Source organism: Ensifer adhaerens (genome assembly GCF_013283195.1).
Lineage (GTDB): Bacteria > Pseudomonadota > Alphaproteobacteria > Rhizobiales > Rhizobiaceae > Ensifer > Ensifer adhaerens_G.
This window is the reverse complement of the sequence record NZ_JABEKT010000002.1, coordinates 1,269,772-1,295,119: the sequence shown is the minus strand read 5'-3', so window position 1 is coordinate 1,295,119 and position 25,348 is coordinate 1,269,772. Positions and strand designations below refer to the sequence as shown.

The window sequence follows — 25,348 nt, the reverse complement described above, 5'->3', positions numbered from 1 at the left end:
AACGCATATCGGTGGAGTTCCAAAATGGGCGACAGATATACTATCGAAACCATTCATCACACTGTTTACGTAGCAGTGAATTTTGCGATGCACAACGATAAAGTACATGGAGTTCGCAACAATAAACTTCACATATACTTCAATATTTGAAGTATTGGTCGGTATTGCTGCTACACCACCGGGCGACCTGTCATCGCCGCCATCAGCTCTCGCTGGCGCAGCAGGCAGTCTTCCAGCCGGAATCGCCGCTCGACGGTTCTTCGCGCGGCCGCCCGCATGCTGATGGAGGCCTCTGGATTGCTCAGCGCACCAAGCACTGCCTCGGCGAGTGCGTCGGCATCGAAGAAGGGCACAAGGATACCGTTGTGACCCGTACGGATCACTTCGCGAACCGGAGGCGTGTCGGAGCCGATGATCAAGGCGCCGCAGGCCATGGCTTCCAGCACAGACCATGAAAGCACGAAGGGATAGGTCATGTAGACATGTGCCGCCGAGACCTGGAAAAGCTGGCGAAGGATGTGATGCGGGACAACGCCCGGAAAGATGATGTTGTCCGCCGGCACGTCGAGGGAGGCGAGCAGATGGGATTTCCACGAGCCTCCGCCAGGAGGAGGAGGTCCGTAGCTGGTGCCCTCCCCTCCGACAAAGACGAAAATCGTATCGGGACGTTTGCGCACGATTTGACCGGCAGCCTGCAGCGCCTGGGGAAAGCCACGATAAGGTTCGAGATCGCGGGCGACAAATGTGACGACCGGCGGATCGTTGGCCTTGAGCACGCGGCCGTCTGGGAGCCTGACCGAAGCCGCAGGGTTGGGACGAAACAACGCCGTATCGATGCCTTCGTGGCAGACGGCAATGCGCTCACGCGTATCAGCGGGATAGAGGCTCTTTTGCCATTCGGTCGGGCTGATGCCGCCATCCATCGATTCCAGCGACAACAACTGTGCGACGTTGCGCAGCCGCAATCTCTTGCGCTCCTCGAGATCAGGCACATCGCCGGCCGCAAAGCCGATGTCTGCGCCCTGCGACCGATAGAAGAACTCGCAATATCCAAGGGCCGGAACGTGAGGGAGCGCATCCTTGACGAACATCATGCTGCCCCACCCGATGTGACCGACAACGATATCGGGCTTCATGTCCTGCCGTGTCATCGCGTCGAGCGTTTCGGCGACCCGGTGTCCGATCCGGGTGTGATGATCCGGCACCGCCAGGTGACGTGCGATTGCTGCGGAGGCCCTTGGGCCTGCCTCGGCCCGGTGGCGAATGACGCGCACGGATGGGATTTTCTGATCAACAGTTTCGGTGATCAGGCTGACGTTGTTGCCCGACCGAACCAGGTCAGCCGCCAACGCGGCGAACTGGCCAAAGCCGCGCCGATGAACAAATGCCACATGCATGCTATCTAATCCGCTACCTGAATGATGTGCTTATTGGGTTCCGGCCGGTCACATGTCGTACCGTGACGCGCTGCCCCAGACGAGTTCGAGTTGATGCAGCGTCTGGAAGGCGGTCTCCAGGTTCTGGCGATCCTGGTGACCGCGATTGAGTGCCCGCTCATAGGCCATCGCCGCGTCGCGCAAGTTCGCCCGAAGCAGACGGCCTTTTTCCGTCAACTTGATGCGCGCCGAACGCTTGTCGCGCTGCGACGCCACCCGGTCGATGTAGTCGCCATCGGCCAGTTGTTTCAGGTAGTAGGAGACATTCGAGCCGACATAGTGCCCGCGATCGAGCAATTCGGCGACCGATAGCTCGGCATCGCCGATCGCCAGCAGGACCATCGCCTGCGCCGGACCGATATCGTCGACGCGCAGCTTGGTCAGTTCGGCGCGAACCAAGCCGGAAAATCGCCTGCTCACCCTCTCCATCAGACGCGCAAGCTCGAAATAGGTCAGCTGTCGGCAATCGCTCGCGGCGTCCGCTTGATCTTGGGCTCCTACCGCCGCCGACGCCTGGTCCTCCTGCTGGAGCAACGACACATCTTTGATCCCCGTGGACGGATAGAGTACTCTTTCATTCATCCAACTCTCCATTTCAAAATTTACTTCAAATCTTGAAGTAAACCGAACTACAACAACCCCCTCCCTGTGACCTTAAACTTGCATTACCTCTTACTTTCGTGCCACACATGGCGAAGCAATACTATGCTTCACCTCGATTTAAAGCCACACGTCCTCCACGAATGGCTTTAACGTTAACCTCAGGCAACCGCCCATGCGTGATACTGTTCGGAACGAGACGATAAGCAACGGTCAAATTTTAGGGGTTATGCGCCAGGACGAGATTATCAATCCAAGATTGCTAATATTACAAGCCAAGCGTGTGTTTCTTTCCGTGTCACTTTACGCCGCATTGCTGAGTGTCTGCATAAGCCTGCTTCAGCTGACGATACCGCTGTTCATGCTGCAGATTCATGACAGGGTTCTCAACAGTCAGAGCTTCGATACGCTTACGATGCTGACGCTGCTCGCGATCAGCGCATTGGTCGTCTATGGCGTCCTCGATTTGATCCGGTCCCTTGCATTCCAGGCCATGGGCAGTGCCATTGTGCGAAGGCTTAATGCCCCGGTTCTAGCATCGGCGGTCCAAGCCTCCGTGAATCAAGGGCTTTCGCGGGCGGCGCAATCCCTTCGCGACCTGTCGGAATTGCGTGGTTTCCTCACCTCGTCGGCGGTGGTCGCTCCGCTCGACGCCGCCTGGTCGCCGATCTTTCTGGGTGCGCTATTCCTGCTCCATCCACTGTTCGGGCTCGTGGGGGTTGTGTCAGTGGCGGTGCTCATTTGTTGCGGGCTGGTTAACGACATACTAACGCGCCAACTGACCAAGGAAGCCAACCAGGCGAATGTCGAAGCGGTTTCCAAAATTGCGGGCTCGCTGAGGCATGCCGAGGCGATCGAGGCGATGGGCATGCTGCCCGCACTTGCCAGGCGCTGGCGCACCCTGCAAATCCACGCCTTGGGTGCGCTCGAAGCCGGCGGAAGCAGAAGCAAGGCGATGACGTCGATGACGCGCAGCCTGCGGTACTCGATTCAGGTCATCACGCTTGCAACAGGTGCGCTGCTGGTGCTTGACCAGGCCATCACCCCCGGCGCGATGATGGCTTCGAGCATCCTCGTTGGTCGGCTGCTCATCCCCTTCGACACGATCATCGAAAACTGGCGCCAATGGGTGCTCGCCGTTGCCGGTTGGCGGCGGATCGAGGCGGCGATCGGCGAAGACATGGCGATCCGCCAGACGACGCCGACGCCACATTCGGCCGGCGAGATGATTGTGGATAAACTCGTCTATGCCGTCCCGGGCGTCGAGGTGCCGATCATCAAGGGCGTCTCCTTCTCGCTTTCCCCCGGTGAGGTGCTCGGCGTGGTCGGCCCGTCGGCGGCCGGAAAGTCGACGCTTGCCCGGCTGCTGGTCGGCATCTTGAAGCCAACGTCGGGCGGGGTCTTTCTCGATGGCCACAACACCTATCTCTGGGAGCGCGGGTCTTTCGGCGAAAAGGTCGGCTATCTCCCGCAATCGGTGTCTCTGCTAGAGGGTACGATCCGCGAAAACATCGCAAGAATGGAAGACGGCGATCCTCACACGGTCATCGAAGCCGCGCGGCTTGCTGAAGTCCACGAGATGATCGGCCGCCTGCCCCTCGGCTACGACACACCTGTCGGCGACGGTCATCTGACACTTTCGGGTGGTCAGAGACAGCGCATTGCGCTGGCGCGCTGCCTCTACAATCGCCCGCGTCTCGTCGTTCTCGACGAGCCGAATGCAAACCTCGATTCGCTCGGTGAGCGCGCGCTCGTGCGGGCGATCCAGCGGATGCGCGACCAGGGCGCCATCGTCATCATGATCGCCCACCGGCCATCGATCATGCAGGTCGCCGACAAGCTTCTCGTCCTTGAGAATGGCCGTATCAGTCAGTTCGGGCCGCGAACCGACATCTTGACCGCTGTGCCGGGGCCTGGCGAAACCTTGCGCGAGGTTGCTTCCGCATGACCGACAAAAACACGCTTCCGCTCCGGCCACAACCGTCCGAGCTCGATGTCCGTCCCCCGGTAAGTCTAACCGCCCGGCCGGCGCCGGCGCCTGCCGAGGTCGATGACATCAACGCCGATCGCGCGCTTCGCCGCCTGATGGTCGCTGGGTTTGCAACGATCTTCCTATCCTTCGGCGGTTTCTTCACCTGGGCGGTATCGACAGAACTCAGCAGCGCGACGGTTGCCAACGGCAGCGTCATCGTCGATTCCAAACGCAAGACGATCAGTCATTTCGAAGGCGGTGTCATGGGTCGCCTGATGGTTCAGGAGGGCGAGCAGGTAACTGTGGGGCAGCCGCTCATCCTTCTGGAAGACACCCGGGCACGCTCCAACCTGAACGCGCTCAACAGCCGTCGCATCGGCCTGATCGCAAGGCTCGCCAGGCTCAAGGCAGAACAGGACGGTGCGGCAGCGATCACCTTCCCGAAGAACTTCGGCGAGGCAGGCGGGGTCGCCGTCGATGAAGCGATCAAGGCGGAGAATGTCTTCTTCGACAAGCGGCACGAGGCCAAGTCCGGACGTGTCGACGTGCAGACGAAAACGATCGAGGAATATGGCGAGCAGACAAAATCGCTGTTCACGCAAGTGGAGGCGACCGATCGTCAGATCGCCCTCATCACTGAGCAGCGCACGGCGATCGCCACGCTGGTCGAGAAGGGCTTCGTGCAGCGCGCCAAGCTCATAGAGGTCGATACCCGCCTGAGCGAGCTTGCCCGAACACGCGGCGAACTGGCGGGCGACAAGGCGGGGGCGGAGAAAGCAAAGGCTGGCGCCCAGCTTGCCCTGATCGGTATCGAAAGCGAGTTTCAATCGACGATTGCCGGAGAGATCACGACGGCGCGCATCGACCTGACGGACGTCGAAGAACAGATCATTGCTGCAAAGGATGTGCTTCGGCGCATGGAGATTCGCTCACCGCAAGCGGGCGTGGTCAGCAATATCTGGCTGCGGACCCCCGGAAGCGCCGTTACGCCCGGGCAGCCGCTCCTGGAAATCGTGCCCGAAGACGAGCCGTTGGTCGTCGAATTGCGGGTGAATCCGCGCGATATCGATAGCATATCGGTCGGCTCGCCGACGCAGATCAGGCTGACAGCCTACAATCAGCGTTCGCGCCTGCCCTTCAATGGCGAGGTGACCTATGTCGCTGCGGACCAGTCGGTCGACGAAAAGTCGGGCGTCTCCTACTTCACCGCACGCGCCAAGATCGATGCGACGTCCCTTGCCGCAGATCCCGATGTCCGACTTTATCCCGGCATGCCGGCCGAGGTGCTGATCGTGCACAAGGCGCGCCGTGCCATCGACTACCTCGTGTCTCCGCTGACAGAGAGCTTCAATCGCGCCTTCAGGGAAGATTGACCAAGCCTGAATGGTCGCAAGACGCAGTAAATTACTACAACTTTTGAAGCAATTTACCGCAAGAACGCGGATATAGTTCGCGCAAACTAAGTACATAATAATTCTGATGACAAATACCCATAAATAGTGACAATACCAACGCGAATATTTCACGTTTCTGCCACAGAATCTCTGTTGAAATATACTTTATGCCGATGCACACTCCCGGCGCATCAACATCGACCCGGTCGATGGACGTGCGATTTATCCACCAAGAGGAGAGGCAGATGGCCACACTAGAAGGCGGCGCATACGATGACGCGCTGTTCGGCTCTCGCTTCAACGATTTCATCCACGCCCGAGCGGGTGATGATTTCGTGAGCGGCGGCAACGGACATGACATCATTTTCGGTGACGAAGGTGACGACCAGCTATTCGGCGGCAACGGCAACGATTCGTTGTTTGGCGGCGAAGGCGACGACGTTCTCTATGGCGAGAACGGCAACGACATCCTGACCGGCGGATGGGGCGACGATCTCCTGTTCGGCGGTAACGGCAGCGACATTCTGCTCGGCGGCCAGGGCAACGACTTCCTGTCCGGCGGCAAAGGCAGCGACACGCTGTTCGGCGGTGATGGTAACGACGTCCTCAACGGCGGTGCTGGTGACGATCTCCTGGTCGGTGGAGCCGGCAACGACATCTTCGTCTTCGACGGCGGCGGCGGCAACGACGTCATCCTCGACTTCACACCCGGGGAAGATCTGCTGCAGATTTCGAAGGGCATCAACGGTCTCGACATCACCTCCCCTGACGACCTCGCTTCGCGCATCACCCAGGTCGGCGGCAATGTCATCATCGATCTCGGCCATGGCGATTCACTGACCCTGGTCAATGTCGACATCGACGACATTCACGCAAATCCCGAGAACTATTTCACGGTTCACTAAGCGTGGACAACGCGTGCCCTGCATTCCTCCCGCAGGGCGCGCACTCCAAGAGGGATCGAATTTGCCGTTCAGCGACATCAAACAGCCGAGTGCCGATTACCGGGGCGCAAAGACGTTCCGCCTGGGATCGGACCTGGCGGTTGTGATCTGGGATCTGCCGCCGGTATCGCCGACCTCGACACGGCCGGCGCTGACGATGGTAAAACCGCCCGTGCCGCTCGTCAGCGTGACACTCGCACTCGCCGACGGACAGCAGCGGACGCTATGGGCCATGCGCACGACAAGGGTGTCGATGCCAGCCGTCATTGCCACCGAACGCGACGGTAACGTGGTTCCTGTCAGCATCGAACCGGCAAGCAACCTACCTCCCCTCGACATGGAGCAGCTGTTTCTGGAGCTCGCGCCGGATGCGCGCATCAGATTTCTCAACGTCTTGCTGACGACCTGGCGAAGCGCATTCAAAATTGCCGGAGATCCCTATTTCTGCCTGATCGTCGAGGACGCTCTCAATGCGTTGGCACCATTGCCTCGGCCGGCGCGCACAACCTGCGAACTTGGCCGTGGACGGTACCTGATCGAAACGACGATCAATGCGGAGTTTGACGACAAGCTTTCAATCTACGTCGTCGGCTCGGCAAGTGTCAGCCAGTTGCGACCCAAGACCATCGTCCGGCGCCGCATGCGGGGAGCCTGGCAGACCTGCCACTTCATCGCCGAGATGCCGAGCCTCAGCCCCCCTTTTCAGCTCGTGCTGCTCAGCAAGAACGGTGCCGCCATCAGGCAGCTTACGGAGCGTGAAGCGCAATGTCCGAGCCTGACGCGTTGGTGGGCAGACAATCGCGACGCGGTCGAACTGCGCGAATTGCTCGTTCAGCACCTCGCTACCTGGCCGAACGGCGGACCGGCCACCGCGATCGACCTGCAGATTCGCGCGCCCCTCAAAGAACGTCATGTTCAGAGAGCAGCACAACAGCCATCCGGGCAGGTCGATCTGGCACTCGCACTTTCCGACAGCCTGCTCGTCGGCGGCTGGTATCATGATCCCTCCTCCATGCTCGCTGGTATCGACTATCTGCAGGCGGACGGGAAAGCCGTGCCGCTAGACGGCAACATTTACGAATTCCCCGGATGGGCACAGACGCAGGCTGACAAGTCGAAAACGGACGTGACCGGCTTCGTCGCCCGCCTCCCCCTTGATCAGCCGCTCGGCCCTCTGCTGCAACCGCGCTTTCAGATGCGGTTCGCGTCAGGGGCGGTGAAGTCCCTCATCCCGCCGCCGCAGCCCTTCGAACCGGTGCTGCAGCGAAACCAGATCCTTCGCGCGGTCCCGCCGCAACATGCGATCGACGATGCCTTCCGCACCATCCTCGCGCCGACGCTCCGGGAAGTGGAGCAGCGTCTCGGCAAGACGGTCGAGGTGAAGCGGACGAGAGATTATGGCCTGGCGCAACAGGCACCGCTCGTTTCTATCGTCATCCCGCTCTACAAGGTCCTCGATTTTCTGCGCTTTCAGCTGTCCGGCATGGCCACCGATCCCTGGTTGATGGCAAATGCCGAGCTCGTCTTCGTGCTCGATTCCCCGGAGATCCAGGACGAAACCGAGCATTTGCTCGGCGGGCTGCACCTGCTGCATGGCTTTCCCATGCGGCTCGTGGTGATGAACCGGAACGGCGGTTACGCGCGGGCCTGCAACACCGGCGCACGCATGGCGCGCGGCTCACTGCTTGTCATGCTCAACTCGGATGTCGTTCCTTGCGAACCGGGCTGGGTGCAGACCCTGATAGAGCCGGTCATGAGCGGGGCACTCGGCGCCGTCGGCCCCAGGCTGATCTTCGAAGACAGGTCGCTGCAGCATGCGGGCCTCTACTTCGGCCGCGACCAGCGCGGGATCTGGCTGAACCACCACTTTCACAAGGGCATGCCCAGCAACTACCTGCCGGCACAACTGGCTCGAACCGTTCCGGGCGTTACGGGTGCCTGCCTCGTCACGTCGAGGGACATCTACGACAGCGTCGGCGGCTTCACCGAGGACTATATCATCGGCGATTACGAGGATAGCGATCTCTGCTTGAAGATCCGTCGGGCCGGCTTCGAGATCGGCTACGAACCGGCTGCGTGCCTCTATCACTTTGAGCGCCAATCGATCCGGCGCAGCCAAGACTACATGCGCGGGGTCGCGAGCCAGTACAACTCGTGGCTCCACACTCAGCGCTGGGACGACGACATCGCCGCGCTGATGGCGCGTGATGAGCGTCCGCCGAGTAATCCCGAGCCCGCATCCCCCGATGACCGCACACTTGAATGGACAAATGCATGATCGATGCCCTGCCGCGCGATGAAGTCGGCGCACCGTCGCCCTTTGACGATGCGCATCTGTCCTGGCTGACCGACAGCATCTCGCGCAACCGGTTCCTTCCGCAACCGGATGCCAACAGCATTTTCGTCGGCGACGGCGATTTCCGGGCAATCGGCGCCGAGTTTCTCGGACATTTTGTCCGAACGGGCGGCTTACGCCCCCATCATCGCGTCCTCGACATCGGCTGCGGCATCGGCCGCATGGCCGTGCCGCTCACCCAATATCTCGATGGCGACAGCGGGCGCTATGAAGGCCTCGACCCCGTGGAGGGTGGTATCCGCTGGTGCAGGTCGACAGTGACGCCGGCCTACCCGAACTTCGCCTTCCAACGCCTCGACATCGCCCATGAACTCTACAACCCCTCTGGGAAGATTAGAGGACGTGAGCTGAAACTGCCGTTTGCCGACGGACAGTTCGATTTCATCATCATGACATCGGTCGTCACACACCTGCCGGCAGAAGAGGTCATGGCCTATCTGGCCGAAATCTTCCGGGTGCTTGCATTGGGCGGCCGCTTGTTCATGACGGCCTTCATCGTCGACGACGCCGCCAGACAGAATGCCACGGGCCGACGCGATCCGCGCCTTGCGTTCGCGCGCGCCGGCCAGGGGCCTTGCTGGTTCGTGCCGGATCAACCGCCGCTGGCAGCGGTCGGCTTCGACGACGGATTTCTGGAGGACGCACTTGGTCGCACCGGCCTCTCGGTCGTGCTCAAATCCTTGGGCCACTGGCGTGCACCGGGCGGCACCCACTATCAGGACATTCTCGTGGGCGAGCGTCGACGGAGCCACACATGAGCAAGCGCATTCTCGTGGTGGCGCACAATCATCCGGCGCTTCATCCGGGCGGCACGGAGGTCTTCGCGCATGATCTCTTCCGCGCCTATCAACGGGCCGGACACGAGGCTCTGTTCCTGGGTGCGGTCAACCAGGTTCACCGCGAGGCAAGGCCGGGCACGAGCTTCCAGGCCATCGGGCCGACAGGCGACGAAATCCTGCTTTGGGCCGGCCATTTCGATCGCTTCTTCATGAGTCAGATCGATCTCTACGGTTTCGTGCCTGACCTCACGGAATTGCTGCGCGAGTTCCAACCGGATGTGGTGCATCTCCACCATATCCTGCTGATGGGCGCCGAGTTTCCGCATATCGTCCGCAGGACGCTGCCGGCGTGCAAGATCGTCATGACGCTGCATGACTACTACCCCATCTGCCATCACGACGGACTGATGGTGCGCACCGACAAGCGAGAACTCTGCCATGCCTCGAGCCCGGACCGCTGCCACGCCTGTTTCAAGGACATCAAGCCCGATCGTTTTGCCCTGCGCGAACAACACCTCAAGGCGCTTCTGAGCACGATTGATACTTTTGTCGCGCCAAGCGAGTTCCTAAAGCGGCGATATGTCGAATGGGGAATTGCCGAAAGCCGTATCGCGGTCATCACCAACGGACTGCCGGTGCGAGCATTCGAGACCAGCAAGGACAAACTCAAGGGCGGCCGCCCCACCTTCGGCTACTTTGGCAACCTCAACCCCTGGAAGGGCACCAAAGTGCTGTTGGAAGCGGCGCGCCAGCTGATCGTTGATGGCGTCGACTTCGAGCTCCGCGTCCATGGCGGCGCCCCGTTTCAGACCCCTGAATTCATCGCCGACATCGAGCGTCTGTTTTCCGAAACGGCACCTCAGGTGCAGCGACGCGGACCCTACCGGCGGGAGGATGTCGGTGCCCTTATCGGCGCCGTCGACTGCACCATCGTGCCGTCAATCTGGTGGGAAAATGCGCCGCTGGTGATCCAGGAAGCCCAGGCACAAGGCCGACCGGTGATCGCAAGCAATATCGGCGGAATGGCCGAGCTTGTGAGGAACGGTGTCAACGGCCTGACTGTTGCTCCCGACGATCCGCGCCAGCTCGCGGCTGCCATGCGGCAGATCATCGAAAAGCCGACGCTACTCCGTCAACTGTCGGGCAGAGCCATTCGGCCTGACGACATCGACACGACCGCTTCGCGCTACCTCGCTCTTTTCAATCTCCAGCAGGTTCAGGCCGCATAAAGAGGATCCATGGCTGAAGTCGCAGAAAAACTCGATACGCCCCCTGAGGGCGATGGCGCCAAACCCGTCAACGGTCGGGTCGATGCCATCGATGGCGGACGCCTGTTTGGTTGGGCGTTCGACCCTGTTGCCCCGGGGCAAAGGCTCAAGGTGCGCGTCCTTCTCGATGGCGCACCAGTCGCCGAAGCAATTGCCGACCGCAATCGCCCGGATCTCAGGCGAAACGGGATCGGTGACGGCAAGCACGCTTTCGAGATCGCTCTGCCGGAGGCAGTGCAAAAGCGCAGCCGCGATCTCGTCGTCATGGCGATCACGGGCGACGGGGCGGGCCAGCCTCTGCGCGTGCCGCAACCGGACGAGCAAGCAGCAGAAGCCCTGATCGCCGCACCTTTGACCCGGGTGCTCGACAAACTGGACGTGCTGATGGCCGCCCAGCGGCAGCTGCAGGTTTCTCAACGTTCACTGCAGCGCATTCCGTCTGTCGGTGCGGATGCGGTGCCGGCTGACGGAACGGACGACCCGAACAGTGGCATCGATGGCTTTCGTACCGAGATGATCCGGCGGCTCGATGATCTGGACGTGCACCTGCTGCGGATGGATGGCGTCGTGGCGGGCATGGAGAAGACACTTACCGGCCTGCAGAAGCGGGCGGGCGGTGACACCAAACCGCTTGTGATGCTCCTCTTCGTTCTCGTGGGATTTGCCGCCGGCGCGCTGCTGACTTTGCTGGCGAGATGATGATGCGACAGGCAACGGCAATCGACGAAAAAGTCTATGGTGCCACCGCTGGCCCGACTGCGGCCAAGGCTCCGCGCTTCGGGAAGGGTCGAGCCATTTCCTGTCGGATTGATCAGGAAACCGTGCTGGTCCTTGGCAGCGGCCGCCCGAGGGGTCAGGCGGTTTCGGTCAAGGCTGATGGCGCAACATCCTCGCAGGACGACGCCTTTGTGACAAACTGGGCCCTGTCGGCGCCGTCGCCTTCGGCAACACACGGCTTCGCGGCGCTTCTGACGCTGTCGCAAACCGACGTGCCAATCTCGATGATCGACGTTGACGACGGCCGCACGCGTGAGCGTTTCATCGTAGCCCCAAAACAAATCTCGATTGACGAGGTGGCAACCCTTATTGCGCAGACGGCTGCAGCAGAGACCGCCGCGGTCATCGGTCGCCTCGCCGATCAGTTCATGGCACAGCCATCGAACCGCAGCAGGATTTCTGCCGGACTTTCGCTGATAAGGGCGCAGCAGCCATCCGACGGCTACATCGAACTGGTTGGCGAGACCCATGACGGCGTCATCGTCATCATGGGCTGGAGCCGCGCGTTCGTTCCCGGACGTTTCCAAGCCTATCTTCTTGCCGGCGCGGTGATAGTTGCGGATTGTTTTGTCGCCAGTTTTGCCCGGCCTGACATACCGGAGGGCGAACTGGGCTTCATCGCCGTTCTGGAGACGGGCGGAAGGGTGCGCGCTGACACGCTCAAGGGCATCATATACAACGCTGGTGGCGGTTGGCACCTGACACCGGCCCATTCCCGCTTACAGGTCAGCGCGGCTCTCGACACCCCGGACCATATCCGTTCCGTTCTGCTCGATGCCCGGGCCACGCCGGAAGCCATGCTGCGCTTGCGGTCGGCGGCAAACGGCTTTACCGGCAAGGACACGGTATCGAGCCTCCCCTTCCCGGTTCGCATGGATGTTGATCGGGTTTTCGAGACCGATGACGGCGACATGCTGATTTCCGGCTGGATGCTCGACCCGGAACACCACGTGACTGCAGTCAAGCTCCGCCGGCCCAGCACGGAGGCCAGGCTCGACGACATGTGGACGCGGCTCGATCGGATCGACGTTTCGCAAAGCTTTGCCGATCAACCCGCGTTCCGGGCGTCGCTCGACAGCGACGATCAGGCTCACGGGTTCGTCGCCCATGCCAGACTGCCTGGTGGCAAACTCGACGCAGCGCCATTTCTAGAGCTCACCTTGCGAGAAGGGCGCCGCGCCTTTCTGCCCCTGATGCCGAAGCGGATGCCCGCCCGAACAGCCGCACTCCAGCAGTTGTCTCTGTTCGATGCGGCCAACTTGGCGCTGCCGGCGATCGTCGATCACCAGATCGTTCCGCTGCTTTCCAACGCCGCCTGTGACGCGCCGCGCATGGAAGCGATTGTCGACGTCGGGGTGTTCGACGAGAAATCCGGCGTCCCAATAATCGTCGGCTCTACCGTCGGCATGCCGGAAGTCGGTCCGTTGCTTGCGTTGTTCGCGCTCGATCCGCAGACGCGTTGCGCTCCACTCGTAATCGCCGTCAGCAAGTCCGCCTTCCAAAGGGATCTCGCCCGGTTGCGACAGCTGGTACGGTTTTACGGGCTTTCGGTCCGCATCGTCTGTGCCGCCGGTGCGCTGGATCGCTTCGATCTCCTGTCGGTTGGGGCAGAAGAGGTTTCAAGCGAGACGATCATAACGATGTCCGGGTCACTCGTGCCGGCGGCCAAGGGCTGGTACGGCGCATTGACGGCGGCGGGATCGGACCACGTTGGAAGCGTGATCTCGCCAATGCTCGCCTATGATGATCATTCGGTGAAATGGGCCGGAAGCTGGCTTTCCGAGGGTGGCGATCAAATGCTGCTCGATCGTTATGCCGGTTATCCGCTGATGGCGATTGCGGCACTGCAATTGACGCGGGTCGACGTCGCGTCGCTTGAATGCTGCATCATGCCGCGTGCGGTCCTGAAGGACGTGATGCGCGATTGCGGCGTTTATCTCGGCTCAAAACAGAAGGCCCGCGAGATCGGCCTGAGGATCAACAAGGCAGGCATTGCCTCCTGGCTGCTGCCGTCGATCCAGATGCTCGGCTGCGACGAACCGCTGTCGGGAGAGCAGAACGGCAAGCTTGCGGTGCTCGCCGAACGCATCGATGCGGAAATACTTAAGTCGCGGTGGCGCAACGGCCGCGAGAGCCACCAACTCTTTGACAGGATTTCTGCATGAAGGGGCCAAAGCTTCGCGTCCTGGTGATTTCGCACGCGCATCCCTCGTTCTCGCTCGGCGGAGCGGAGGTCGCGTCGCACAACCTGCATCGCAGCCTGAACGCGATGGAAGATGTCGAATCCGTATATCTCGCGGCGGCTTCCCCTCCACTTCAACGCCACGCGTCATCGGCGCTCATGAGTGCACGACTGCCGCAGGAAGAGGTGTTGTTCCACACGGATGCCTATGACCATTTCCACCTGGCGAATGAGGACGTCGAGGCGATCGAACGCGATCTCCTGCGGTTCGTGCGGGACGTCAAACCGGATGTGGTTCATTTCCATCACGTTCTGGGGTTCGGTCTGGAAGCGCTCTATGCGGTACGGTCGGCTCTGCCGGACGCCGCAGTGCTTCTCACGCTTCACGAATTCGTGCCGATTTGCCACAACCATGGTCAGATGGTGAAGCGACCGACTGGCCAGCTCTGCGAGCAGGCTTCGCCCGCGGCCTGCAACAGTTGTTTTCCGGATATTCCGGCATCAAGGTTTCTCAGGCGCGAAGCGCTGGTGCGCACCATGCTCCTCGACATGGTCGATGCATTCGTTTCGCCAAGTACCTTTCTCGCCAAGCGCTATGCCGAGTGGGGTATCGACCGGCAACGCATTCGGATCATCGAAAATGGGATCATGGGCAAGGAGGCGGCCCCCGCTCGCGACGTTCCCCGAACCGACGCGCGTCGCAATCGGTTCGCGTTCTTCGGTCAGATGACGCCGTTCAAGGGCGTCGATGTGCTGATCGATGCCGTCGGCCGAGTGCCGGACGAAATATGGGGTGACGACGCCTATCTGATGATCTTCGGTGCCAATCTCGAGCGCCAGCCGGTCGAATTCCAGGAGCGGATGAAGACGCTGATCGAGCGCGCCGGTCGCCGCGTCCGCTTCTACGGCAGCTACCAGAATGCGGATCTGCCAAAGCTCATGCGCTCCGTGGATTGGGTGATCTTTCCGTCGATCTGGTGGGAGAATTCGCCGGTCGTCATCCAGGAAGCGCTGCTGCACAGCCGCCCGATCATCTGCTCCGACATTGGCGGCATGGCCGAAAAAGTCCGCGACGGCTCCGATGGCCTGCATTTTCGCGCCGGCAACGGCCAGCACCTTGCGGATCGGATGGTCGAAGTCCTGAACGACGACACGGTTTGGGACCGTTTGCGCAGCACAATGCGGTCGCCCTTCAGCGCCGAGGAATGTGCGCGAGAACACCTTGACGTCTATCGCAGCCTGCTCAGCGAAAGAAACAGTGCCGCACATCGCGTCGAGATGCGCGTCTCATGACAATTCCAGTGACGGAATAAGCTTTTGGCACGCATATTGGTCATGATCCCCGCCGGCGAGGTCTACGCGCATGACAGCGTTCGCTGGTACAACCATCAAGACATCCGGTCTCACATCAACACCTATCACAATATGGGCGATGCCTTCGTTTTCGACTCGTCGCTGAAGCTGCTGCGTTTCGAAAAACTCGGTGTTCTGGAGATATCGGAGTTCAAACCACGCGAGATCGCCCGTCTTCGGGAGGAATACGACTACGTGTTCCTGCGGGGATCGAACTACATTCACGATGCCATGAACTGGGAGGCGGCAGCGACGGTCCTTAAGGCGCTCGGCCTGCCCGTCATCGGCTTCGGTATAGGCGCACAGGCGCCGGTGGACGGAAAAATCAGGATCTCCGACGACACCCGCGCTGTTCTGCAGCTGATGTCAGAATCAACGACCACAATCGGTGTGCGTGGAGCCTATTCGGCCGACGTTCTCTGGAGCCTTGGCATCCGCAACGTGCGGATCGTCGGCTGCCCCACCGCCTTCCGGCGGAACGATCCGGAATTGCGCATCACGCTGCCGCCGCTGGAACAGGTCCGCAATGTCGGTGTCACAGTCAGGCGAGAAGTCTCCGGCGCCTACGCCAAGGACATCGAACGCTATCTCACCTTCCACCGTGATCTGGTGAAAGTGACCGCCGGGCGTTTCCAGACGGTGCTTTTGGCGCAAGGCGAAGTCGAGGAGAAGAAGCTCGTTCTGGGGGACGAGGCGCAACGCGCAGAGGCCATCACCGCGCTCAGGGCCGATCACTGGACATCATCCTGGTACCTTGATGAAGCGATGCTGGATCTCTACCGGAGTAGGCTGTTCTACTCGGATGTGGTCGCCGATTACGAAGAGTTGATCCGCGGCCAGGATCTGGTGCTCGGCTATCGCCTGCACGGCAACCTGATGGCATTGGCAAACGGCGTCCCGTCGATCTACTGCACCTATGACAGCCGGACGGCCGAGTTCTCGGACACATTCAAGATCCCCAGTTTCGACATCTTCGGGCAGACGACGTTCTGCCTCGAGGACTATTGGGACCAGGGCCTTTTCGACCGGTACAACCGCGCCTGGTTCCACACCTACGGCGAAATGTGCCGGTTCCTCACCGAAAATGGTGTCGCGCACAAGATGCACGACATCCTCGAAACCCCACAGGCGAAAATCTCCCGAGTTGCTTGAAGCGAAGAGGCGTGAACATGCAAAACGCAAAGACCCCGAACAAAGTGCGCAAGGCGATCATCCCGGCTGCCGGATTCGGCACCCGAATGCTGCCGGCGACGAAATGCGTTCCCAAGGAACTGCTACCGATCGTCGACCGTCCCATCCTCGACTACATCGTCAGCGAGGCGTTTGCCGCAGGCATCGAACACGTGATCATTGTCACCGGTCGCATGAAAGGTGCAATCGAAGACTACTTCGATCACGCATTCGAGGTTGACGCCACCCTTCGCAAGGCCGGCAAGAACCCGCTTGCCGACCAGTTGGCGACGGCGACGCCCGATGCCGGAAGCATCTCTTTCGTGCGCCAGCAACAGGCCCGTGGCCTTGGACACGCCGTCTGGACTGCGCGTCACATCGTCGGCGACGAACCTTTCGCGGTTCTGTTGCCTGACATGTTGATGGTCGATCACCAGCCTTGCCTCAAATCCATGACGGATCTTTACCAGCGGCACGGTGGCAATGTGGTGGCCGTAGAACGGTGCCTGCCGGAAGAGGCCCACAAGTTCGGCATCGTTTCCCTGAGGCAGACGATGGGGGGCGCGCTGGTCGACGGCCTCGTGGAAAAGCCTGCCCCGGGCACGGCGCCGAGCAACCTGTTCATTTCCGGCCGCTACATCCTGCAGCCCGAGATTTTCTCGATCCTTGAGAACCAGACGCCGGGTGCTGGCGGCGAGGTCCAACTGACCGACGCCATGATCACGCTGATGGCAAATCAGGAGATCCGTGCGTTCGAATTCGCCGGCCGTACTTTCGATTGCGGAAATCCGACCGGCTTCGTCACGGCCAATCTGCATATGGCGATGACGCGCACCGACATTGCTGCGGGGATATACGGCGAGATGCATGCGATCATGTCTCCCGCGCGCGCTATAGCTTGATTTCAACACAATTGGCAGTTGGCGAATTAGCGGACATTTCGCCAGCCGCCGCCGAGAAAGTGCCTAGGCCACGGGACACAGACAGAAGTGTTCATGGCACATTTGCAGGAACGAGGCTGAACCCCACCCTTCACCTGAAAGGCGATGTAGGGGCTGTCATCGGCGACGTGGACCCGAACGTCGTCGGTCTCTGCTTGCTGCCGTCAGGTGGCTAACACTCAGCATGCAACATTGGGTATGAAGACGCTTGTATACCGGGATGAATCTGGCTTACCTGACCCCGATTCAATTTCCAGGGAGTGAGCGTGGCAAACAAGAGTGGACGGCCAAACATTCTTCTTATTACGTGCGATCAATGGCGTGGCGACAGCCTCTCCGCAGTTGGTCATCCCGTCGTAAAAACGCCCAATGCCGACGCGTTAGGCCGAGAGGGCGTGCTGTTCCAGCGCCACTATGCAGGTACCGCGCCCTGCTCACCGGCGCGCGCCTGCCTTTACACCGGCCTCTACCAGATGAACAATCGGGTCTGCCGCAACGGCACGCCGCTCGACGACCGCCACGATAACATTGCCCGCGCTGCCCGCAGGGCCGGCTACGACCCAACGCTCTTCGGGTATACTGATGTTGCACCCGACCCGCGCAACCATGCGCCCGCCGACCCGTTTCTGCGCACCTATGAGGGCGTTCTGCCCGGTTTCACCACCCGCCAGCTTTTGCCCGAGCATCAGAAGGCCTGGCTGTCCTGGCTTGCGGCCCGCGGCATCGATTCCAGCGCCGGCTTCCCCGCCGTCCATCGACCAGCTGCTTCAGATGCCCCGGAGGTCAGCAACGCCGTTCCCGCCTATTCCACGGACGAGACGCCTACGGCTTTCCTTGTCGGCGAATTCCTGCGCTGGCTGGGTGAGCAGGACGAAGGCGAGCCTTGGTTTGCCCACGTCTCGTTCCTCAGTCCACATCCGCCATTCATCGTGCCCGAGCCGTTCAACACGATGTACGACCCGGCAGAAGGGCCGGGCTATCATCGCGCTTCCACGGTCGACGCGGAAAAGGCACATCACCCGTTCCTCGCCTATCATCTCGAGCACCACCAGAACAAGTCGGGCTTCATCCCTGGTGCTGCCGGCAAGGTCGCCGACTGGACCGAGGACGAGTTTCGCAGGATCCGTGCGCTCTACTACGGCATGATATCGGAGGTCGATGCTCAGCTAGGTTGCATGTGGAAAGGCATAAAGGACAAAGGCGTCTGGGACGATACCATCATCATCCTCACGTCAGACCACGCGGAGATGATGGGCGACCACTTCTTGCTCGGAAAGGGCGGATGGTTCGATGGCAGCTACCACATCCCCCTCATCATCAAGGCGCCTGGGTGTGCGCAGGCTGCTGGCACGAAAGTCGATCGCTTCACCAGTGCGGTGGACATTATGCCAACCTTGCTCGACCTTATCGGCGGCAAGGCTCTGCCGCATCTCGACGGCCAGTCGCTGAAGCCCTTCCTCGATAACGCAGACCCCGATACTTGGCGCGACGCCGCATTCTGGGAATACGACTTCCGCTCGATCGCCAAGGGGACAGCCGAGGCCCATTTCGGTCTGGGCTCACGTGCCCTCAACCTGTCCGTTGTCCGCACCGAGACGGTTAAATACGTGCACTTCGGTGCCGGCCTGCCGCCATTGCTCTACGATCTCGCCAATGATCCGGGCGAAACGCGCAACCTCGCCGACGACCCGGCCTGGCTGTCTGTTCGGCTCGAATGCGCAGAGCGGCTGCTAGCCTGGCGCGCGCGGCATCTGGACCAGTCGCTGGCCCTGTCGGAACTGACAGACGCTGGCGCAGTGGGCCATCTAGCCCGCCTGCCCTGATCGCCGGCGATCAAGCGTCTCGCCACGTCCGCATGGCGCGATCTCCGCCAGCTTCTTCGCGAACTGGTATGCGATCGGGTGCCTCATTTGCAATGAAGGCGCGAAGTCCAGCGTGTTGCGTTGACTCTCGATGGCTTGCGAGATTTCTCGACGCGCTTGCCCCGCATTCACGTCGCGACGGTAGACGCCTACCGCCGAAACCAGCCGTCGCGGAGCGGCCTTGAACCGACGGCTTGCGGCAAAGGGCATCCAGTCGTGTTCAAGATTGAGGCTGTTGGTCCCGTTCCGAGAAGGGGCAACAGGCAGGAGAGTAGCTCAGGGTCATATCTGGTGTGTTCGCCGCGCCCGCCAAGCGGAGTGCACATTCAAGTTTTTGAAAGAATTCATGAAAAGACAACGATAAGGCAAGGACCATTAGATTTTCTTGCTCTGACCCAAAGGTATTCGCGTTTGCGCGGCTGACCTGCTGACCTGTAACCTCAAATCCAGTCGGCCGAGATTTCGTCGAAGGTGCATCACGGACTCGCCTTGAGCTGCCAGTAGAGGATCTGCGGCTCCTGCATGGTCCGCCCCCCCCACGACATCTCCGGCCATTGCCAGGAGGCGCTCCGAAGTCCGGCGGCAAGGACACGTTTGGTGGCCATTGTTCCCGCGGGCTTTCACGAGGTTTCGTCTTCCACCCTGACGAATGAGCGTTGCGTCGGCAGGAGCCGTCTCAACGAGCAGACGAGCAATCTTTCGTTGTCTTAAGCTCCATCCAAAAGGCGGAATATGTCTAGCAAAGTTCCCTCGCACGCCCGCATCGTCATCGTCGGCGGAGGCGCCATCGGTACCAGCATCGCCTATCATCTCGCCAAGGCCGGAGAGAAAGATGTGGTGGTCCTGGAAAAGACCGCGTTGACCGCAGGCTCGACCTGGCATGCAGCCGGACTGATGGGGCAGTTGCGAAGCAAGGTGAATCTTACCCGCCTGATGCAGTACAGCGCCGATCTCTGCGCCCGGATCGGTGCGGATACGGGACAGGACGTCGGCTGGAAGAACGTTGGCAGCCTCCGGTTGGCCGCCTCCGATGCCCGCTGGGAGGAATTGAAGCGCGCCCACACCGCCGCGAAAAGTTACGGCTTCGACATGGAACTGGTCGGTCCGGACGAGATCCGGCGACTGTTTCCGCTTGTTGACGTCAAAGGGCTGCGCGGTGCTACCTGGATTGCCTCGGACGGCCACGTCGACCCCTATTCGTTGACCCATGCTTATGCGAAGGGTGCCCGGGCAGGCGGCGTGCGCATCGTTGAGGGCGTTACCGTAACCGGGTTTACCATTGACGATCGCCGCATCACGACCGTAAAGACCACTGAAGGTGACATTGGCTGCGAGGTCGTGGTCAATGCCGCCGGCCTGTGGGCACGTCAGCTCGGTGAACTCGCGGGCATCGACCTGCCGATCACCGTGGTCGAGCACGAATACTTCGTGACCGAGAAATCACCGCTGGTACCGGACGACCTGCCCACGCTTCGCGACCCCGATGCCAATTTCTACGTCAAGCCGGAGCCGGGCGCTATGGTGATCGGCGGTTGGGAGAAAGAAACGCGCGCCGCCTACGGCCTGGGCAAGTTGCCGATGAGCTTCGGCCAGGAACTGTTCGCCGATGATCTCGAGCGCATCGCCGAAGTGATCGAAGGCGCATCGAACCGTATTCCGATCTTGAACGAGCTCGGCGTGCGCTCGGTCGTTAACGGTCCCATACCGATTTCGGCCGATGGAGAGCCGGTGATGGGCCTTGCGGGCGACTTCGAGAACTTCTTCGTTGCCTGCGGCTTCACGTCCGGGATCGCGGCCTCGGGTGGTGCCGGGCGTGCCATGGCAAACTGGATTCTGGAGGGCGACCCGGGCATGGACCTCTGGGCCTTCGACCTGCGCCGTTTCGGCAACCCGCACGGCGGGCTCGCCTATCTGCGCGACAGTGCCATCGAGGCCTACTCGAAATACTACGCCGCCGCCTGGCCGGAAGAGGAACGTTCGGCTTGCCGACCGTTGCGCCGGTCGCCGCTTTACGAGGCCCTGACGGCGAAAGGGGCGGTCAACGGCGTGAAGTTCGGCTGGGAACGCCCCAATTACTTCCTGAAATCCGGCGAGCCAAAACCGCCGCTCGAAACCTTTGAGCGCGCGCCCTATGCCGAGGTCATCGGTCGGGAGCATCGGGCGGTGCGCGAGGGCGTGGCGCTGGTCGACCAATCGTCCTTCTCCAAGTTCGAGGTCTCAGGCCCAGGTGCTCTTCGTTACCTGCAATGGCTGGCAGCCGCCAACGTCGATCGCAGCGAAAACGCGGTGATCTACACGCAGCTCCTCAACAAGCGCGGCGGAATCGAAGCCGACCTTACGATCATGCGACGCCGCGAGGATCGGTTCCATGTGGTAACCGGCTCGGCCTTCGGCACGCGCGATGGCGGCTGGATCCGCCGACACATGCCGCGCGACGGCTCTGTTCACGTACAGGATGTAACGGGCGCCTATGGTGTCATCAACCTTTGCGGCCCCTTGTCGCGCGACGTCCTTGCCAAAGCGAGTGAAGACGACGTCGGTAACGACGCCTTTCCCTACATGACGTGTCGCGACATCCGCATAGGCTGGGCCCCGGTCATGGCCGCACGCGTCACCTATGTCGGCGAACTCGGCTGGGAGCTCCATGTGCCGACCGAATACATGGCATACGTCTACGAGCTGTTGAAGACGGCAGGCGCCGAGTTCGGCATCGCCGACGTCGGCTATAAGGCAATCTCCAGCCTGCGCATGGAAAAACGCTACCTCTATTGGGGCGCCGACATCACTCCCGACGACACACCCTTGGAGGCGGGGCTGGGCTTTGCGGTGTCCATGAAGAAGGGCAACTTCCAGGGCCGCGATGCGATCGTCGCGCAGAAGGAGACCGGTATCGCACGCAAACTTGCCTGCTTCCGGCTCGATGAGCCTCTGCCGGTCTATGGCGGCGAAGCAATGTCGGTGGACGGCCGCATCGTTGGTATGACCACTAGCGGCGATTTCGGACACACCGTCGGCGCTTCGCTCGTATTCGGATATCTGAAGGGCGAGGACATGGCGCTCAGTGAAATCGAAGTGGAAGCATTTGGCCGCCGCAGCAGGGCGACGGCCGTCGAACGCTGCGCCTATGATCCTTCCGGTGATCGCATCCGCCTGTAGATGCGACACGAGCGGGCCGGCGCCACAAATTGCAACATTTCCCTGCGCGGGGCGAGCATACCGCCACATTGGCGGCATGTCCCATTCGCCACATTCGTGGGCACTCGCGCCGCGCCGCCACGACGAAATTTTGAAGCACCTCGCCACGGACGGCTCGGTGAGTATCACGGAGCATTTGTTTTTTCGACGTGTCTCACGAAACCGTTTGCCGTCACATGAAATACCTGGCGGAGCGCGGCCAACTCGGCTTCGTCTGGGGCGGCGCCGCTTTATTTCAGACGAAGGAACTGGCCCTCACAGCGGACAGCCAAGAGAATATGTCCGTCAACGAGGCGTTCGGGCGGACGGCGGCCGCGCTTGTCGAAGAAGGCATGGTGGTGTTCCTCGGTACCCGAACAACGGCGATTGTAGTGGCGCGTGCGACCACCGGTCGGAAAAACCTGACAATCAGCATCACGGGTCGGACGATCGCGTATGGCGGCGACCGCTGCCCGGCGCCACACCAGGCGCCGGGATGTTGAATCTGTAACGAAGGCTGCCTTAGCCGATGATCAGGGTCATGCCGAGCGCGGCGACGATACCAACGGGTACTTTCGGGTTGGACAAGACGTCGTTCCTGGCTCGGCACATTTAGTGGCGCGGCAGCCGCCGCTCGACGCTTTCGTCGACGGTGCGCGTCGGGCTTCGCCCTACACCTTCACCCTCAGACCTTTCGGGTCATAGGCGGGGGAAAGATGCACCGTTGCAGCGAAGCGGTCACCGGCCAATTCGACTTCGAAACGGCCGGTTTCCAGGAACGCCCGGTCGACACCTGCGGGATTGTCGACGAGAGCGAGGGCAACGGAGCGGCCGAGCGTATGGGCGTAGGCGGCCGACCGGACTTCCCCTATCGGCTGTCCATCACGCAGGATCAGTTCGCCGCCCCAAAGCATCGGCAAGGGATCGTCCACGGTGAATTGCACGATGCGCTTGGAAGATGTGCCCTTCATCTTCGCCGCCACGAGCGCTTCACGGCCGATGAAACCATCAGGCTTGTCGAGCGACACGGCAAAGCCGAGACCGGCCTCATAAGGTGTGATATCCGGCGTCAGCTCACGGCTCCAGGCGCGATAACCTTTTTCCAGCCGAAGCGCCTCCAGCGCATAATAGCCGCAATCGGTCAGCCCGAAATCGCGCCCGACATCATGCAGCGCCTCGTAGACACCGACGGCGAACTCCGTCGGGACGATCAGCTCCCAGCCGAGTTCGCCGACATAGGTCATGCGGTTGGCGTAGGCCGTGGCGTAGCCGATATCGATTTCGCGGATCGTGGCGAAGGGGAAGCCTTCGTTGGAAAGGTCGGCAGAGGTAAGACGGGTAAGAATATCGCGGGACTTAGGCCCCATCAGCGCCAGGACTGAATAGGCCGAGGTAACGTCGGTGAGCGACACATGGGCGTCTGCCGGCAGGTTCTTGCGAATCCAGTCCGCGTCGTGCACCGCTTGCGCCGAACCGGTGACGAGAAGAAAGCGGTCGGTCGCAAGACGCATGACCGTCAGATCGCTCTCATAGCCGCCGCGATCGTTCAGGAGCCCGGTATAGATGGACCGGCCGATGGCAACGTCGATATCGGCGGCGCAAATGCGATTGAGGGTGACTGCGGCATCCCGGCCTTGGATGAGAAGCTTGGCGAAGGACGTCTGATCGAAGATGCCGACCGCCTCGCGCGTCGCCTTCATCTCGCGCTTGACCGCTTCGTGCCAATTCTGCCGGCCGAAGGCATAGTCCGTGACCGGCTTTTCTCCCTCGGTCGCAAACCAGTTGGCGCGCTCCCAGCCCATCTTCGAACCGAAGCAGGCGCCCTTGGCCGCAAGCCGGTCATAGAGCGGCGAGCGGCGGAAGGGGCGCGCCGTGTCCAGCTCGCGGTTGGGCCAGGGCATGGCATAGTGCAGCCCCAGCGTCTCCTTGACGCGGTCATGCAGCCAGCGCGGATTGTTGTTGAAGGTTGCGAAGCGGCGGATATCCACCGGCCAGAGATCCATGGTCGGCGCGCCGTTGACGATCCATTCGGCCAGTGCCCGACCGGCGCCCCCGGCACTGGCAATGCCCATCGAGTTGAAGCCGGCGCCGACGTAGAAATTCTTCAGCTCCGGCGCCTCGCCGAGCATGAAGTTGTTGTCCGGCGTAAAGCTTTCAGGACCGTTGTAAAACTTCTTCACCTCTGCTGTCGCCAGCTGCGGCACGCGCTGCAGGGCGCTCTGCATCAGGATTTCGAACTGGTCCCAGTCGTCGGGCAGCAAGGCGAATTCGAAATCGTCGGGAATGCCCTTCATGCCCCACGGTTTCGCCTCCGGCTCGAAACCGCCCATGACCAGCCCCCCGACCTCTTCCTTGAAGTAGATATAGCCGTCGGGATCGCGCATCACCGGCAGATCCGGATGCACGCCTTCGATCCTGCCGGTAACGATATACATGTGTTCGGCCGAATGCAGCGGCACCGACACGCCGCACATCAGCCCGACCTTGCGCGCCCACTGGCCGGCGCAGTTGACGACGATCTCGGCCGAGATCGTTCCCTGGTCGGTTTCGACGCCGGTCACGACCCCATCGGCAACAGAAATCCCGGTGACGCGGACGCGCTCTATGATCCGAGCGCCGCGGTTGCGCGCCCCCTTTGCCAGTGACTGCGTGAGATCGGTCGGGTTGGCCTTGCCGTCGCCGGGCAACCAGACGGCACCCGCCAGATCGTCGATCGCCATCACCGGCCAGAGATCCTGGGCCTCCTTCGGCGAGATCACCTCGATGGCAACGCCCTGGGCGCGCGCAGACGCGGCGGTGCGCTTCAGCACCGTCATGCGGTCGGCAGACCTCGCCACCGAAACGGAACCACAGTTCTTCCAGCCGGTGGCGAGCCCGGTTTCAGCCTCCAGTTCGCTATAGAGCTGCGTCGAATATTTGATCAGGCTCGTCATGTTCGCATGGCTACGCAACTGGCCGACGAGGCCGGCCGCGTGCCAGGTGGTCCCGCCGCTCAATTGCCCCTGCTCCAAGAGTACGACGTCCGTCCAGCCGAGCTTGGTCAGGTGATAGGCGACCGAACAGCCGATAATACCGCCACCGACGATGACGACCTGTGCATGCGTTGGAAAATTCTGAGCCATGAAACGACCTCCCGATGC

Annotated in this window: 17 protein-coding genes; 14 read left to right on the top strand and 3 right to left on the bottom strand. The window is 61.3% G+C overall.

Annotated features, from left to right (window positions below; all coding sequences use genetic code 11):
- Window positions 1-170: 170 nt before the first annotated feature.
- Both LPJGGPFB_RS22300 and LPJGGPFB_RS22295 read right to left on the bottom strand, forming a co-directional pair.
- Window positions 171-1,397, bottom strand: a complete 1,227-nt coding sequence (locus LPJGGPFB_RS22300; RefSeq protein ID WP_173422074.1) for a glycosyltransferase family 4 protein — start codon at window positions 1,395-1,397, stop codon at window positions 171-173.
- A gap of 48 nt (window positions 1,398-1,445) precedes the next feature.
- The gene (locus tag LPJGGPFB_RS22295; protein WP_173422073.1) at window positions 1,446-2,018 is read right to left on the bottom strand and encodes a MarR family transcriptional regulator; all 573 of its coding nucleotides are present in this window, start codon (window positions 2,016-2,018) and stop codon (window positions 1,446-1,448) included.
- 193 nt (window positions 2,019-2,211) lie between these two features.
- Here LPJGGPFB_RS22295 and LPJGGPFB_RS22290 point away from each other — a divergent pair, with 193 nt between their 5' ends.
- The 14 genes from LPJGGPFB_RS22290 to LPJGGPFB_RS22225 all read left to right on the top strand — a co-directional run bounded on the left by LPJGGPFB_RS22290 (window position 2,212) and on the right by LPJGGPFB_RS22225 (window position 22,711).
- Complete coding sequence (locus LPJGGPFB_RS22290; RefSeq protein ID WP_173422072.1) at window positions 2,212-3,984, top strand: type I secretion system permease/ATPase; 1,773 nt, start codon at window positions 2,212-2,214, stop codon at window positions 3,982-3,984.
- Complete coding sequence (locus tag LPJGGPFB_RS22285; RefSeq protein ID WP_173422071.1) at window positions 3,981-5,381, top strand: HlyD family type I secretion periplasmic adaptor subunit; 1,401 nt, start codon at window positions 3,981-3,983, stop codon at window positions 5,379-5,381. Before LPJGGPFB_RS22290 ends, LPJGGPFB_RS22285 begins: the two co-directional genes overlap by 4 nt.
- A gap of 266 nt (window positions 5,382-5,647) precedes the next feature.
- The gene (locus LPJGGPFB_RS22280) at window positions 5,648-6,307 is read left to right on the top strand and encodes a calcium-binding protein (protein ID WP_173422070.1); all 660 of its coding nucleotides are present in this window, start codon (window positions 5,648-5,650) and stop codon (window positions 6,305-6,307) included.
- A gap of 61 nt (window positions 6,308-6,368) precedes the next feature.
- Window positions 6,369-8,624: a glycosyltransferase family 2 protein gene (locus LPJGGPFB_RS22275; RefSeq protein ID WP_234902958.1), complete on the top strand. Its 2,256-nt coding sequence runs from the start codon at window positions 6,369-6,371 to the stop codon at window positions 8,622-8,624.
- Window positions 8,621-9,460 (top strand): class I SAM-dependent methyltransferase, encoded by an 840-nt coding sequence (locus tag LPJGGPFB_RS22270; RefSeq protein ID WP_173422068.1) that lies wholly within the window; start codon window positions 8,621-8,623, stop codon window positions 9,458-9,460. The genes LPJGGPFB_RS22275 and LPJGGPFB_RS22270 overlap by 4 nt, the downstream gene beginning before the upstream one ends.
- Window positions 9,457-10,710 carry a glycosyltransferase family 4 protein gene (locus LPJGGPFB_RS22265; RefSeq protein WP_173422067.1) on the top strand — a complete coding sequence of 418 codons (1,254 nt, stop codon included), beginning with the start codon at window positions 9,457-9,459 and terminating at the stop codon, window positions 10,708-10,710. Before LPJGGPFB_RS22270 ends, LPJGGPFB_RS22265 begins: the two co-directional genes overlap by 4 nt.
- A 9-nt stretch (window positions 10,711-10,719) precedes the next feature.
- A complete protein-coding gene (locus LPJGGPFB_RS22260) occupies window positions 10,720-11,448 on the top strand; it encodes a hypothetical protein (protein ID WP_173422066.1) in 729 nt (242 codons plus the stop codon).
- Between the two features lie 2 nt (window positions 11,449-11,450).
- Window positions 11,451-13,691: a hypothetical protein gene (locus LPJGGPFB_RS22255; protein WP_173422065.1), complete on the top strand. Its 2,241-nt coding sequence runs from the start codon at window positions 11,451-11,453 to the stop codon at window positions 13,689-13,691.
- A complete protein-coding gene (locus LPJGGPFB_RS22250; RefSeq protein WP_173422064.1) occupies window positions 13,688-15,001 on the top strand; it encodes a glycosyltransferase family 4 protein in 1,314 nt (437 codons plus the stop codon). The genes LPJGGPFB_RS22255 and LPJGGPFB_RS22250 overlap by 4 nt, the downstream gene beginning before the upstream one ends.
- A 24-nt stretch (window positions 15,002-15,025) precedes the next feature.
- A complete protein-coding gene (locus LPJGGPFB_RS22245; RefSeq protein ID WP_173422063.1) occupies window positions 15,026-16,213 on the top strand; it encodes a polysaccharide pyruvyl transferase family protein in 1,188 nt (395 codons plus the stop codon).
- 17 nt (window positions 16,214-16,230) lie between these two features.
- Complete coding sequence (locus LPJGGPFB_RS22240) at window positions 16,231-17,133, top strand: UTP--glucose-1-phosphate uridylyltransferase (protein WP_173422062.1); 903 nt, start codon at window positions 16,231-16,233, stop codon at window positions 17,131-17,133.
- Between the two features lie 305 nt (window positions 17,134-17,438).
- A complete protein-coding gene (locus tag LPJGGPFB_RS22235) occupies window positions 17,439-18,995 on the top strand; it encodes a sulfatase-like hydrolase/transferase (RefSeq protein ID WP_173422061.1) in 1,557 nt (518 codons plus the stop codon).
- A 771-nt stretch (window positions 18,996-19,766) separates the two neighbouring features.
- A complete protein-coding gene (locus tag LPJGGPFB_RS22230; RefSeq protein ID WP_173422060.1) occupies window positions 19,767-22,190 on the top strand; it encodes a GcvT family protein in 2,424 nt (807 codons plus the stop codon).
- A gap of 215 nt (window positions 22,191-22,405) precedes the next feature.
- Window positions 22,406-22,711, top strand: a complete 306-nt coding sequence (locus LPJGGPFB_RS22225) for a DeoR/GlpR family DNA-binding transcription regulator (RefSeq protein WP_173422059.1) — start codon at window positions 22,406-22,408, stop codon at window positions 22,709-22,711.
- Between the two features lie 168 nt (window positions 22,712-22,879).
- Here the strand turns inward: LPJGGPFB_RS22225 and LPJGGPFB_RS22220 are convergent, their stop codons facing one another.
- A complete protein-coding gene (locus LPJGGPFB_RS22220) occupies window positions 22,880-25,330 on the bottom strand; it encodes a GcvT family protein (RefSeq protein WP_173422058.1) in 2,451 nt (816 codons plus the stop codon).
- Window positions 25,331-25,348 lie beyond the last annotated feature (18 nt).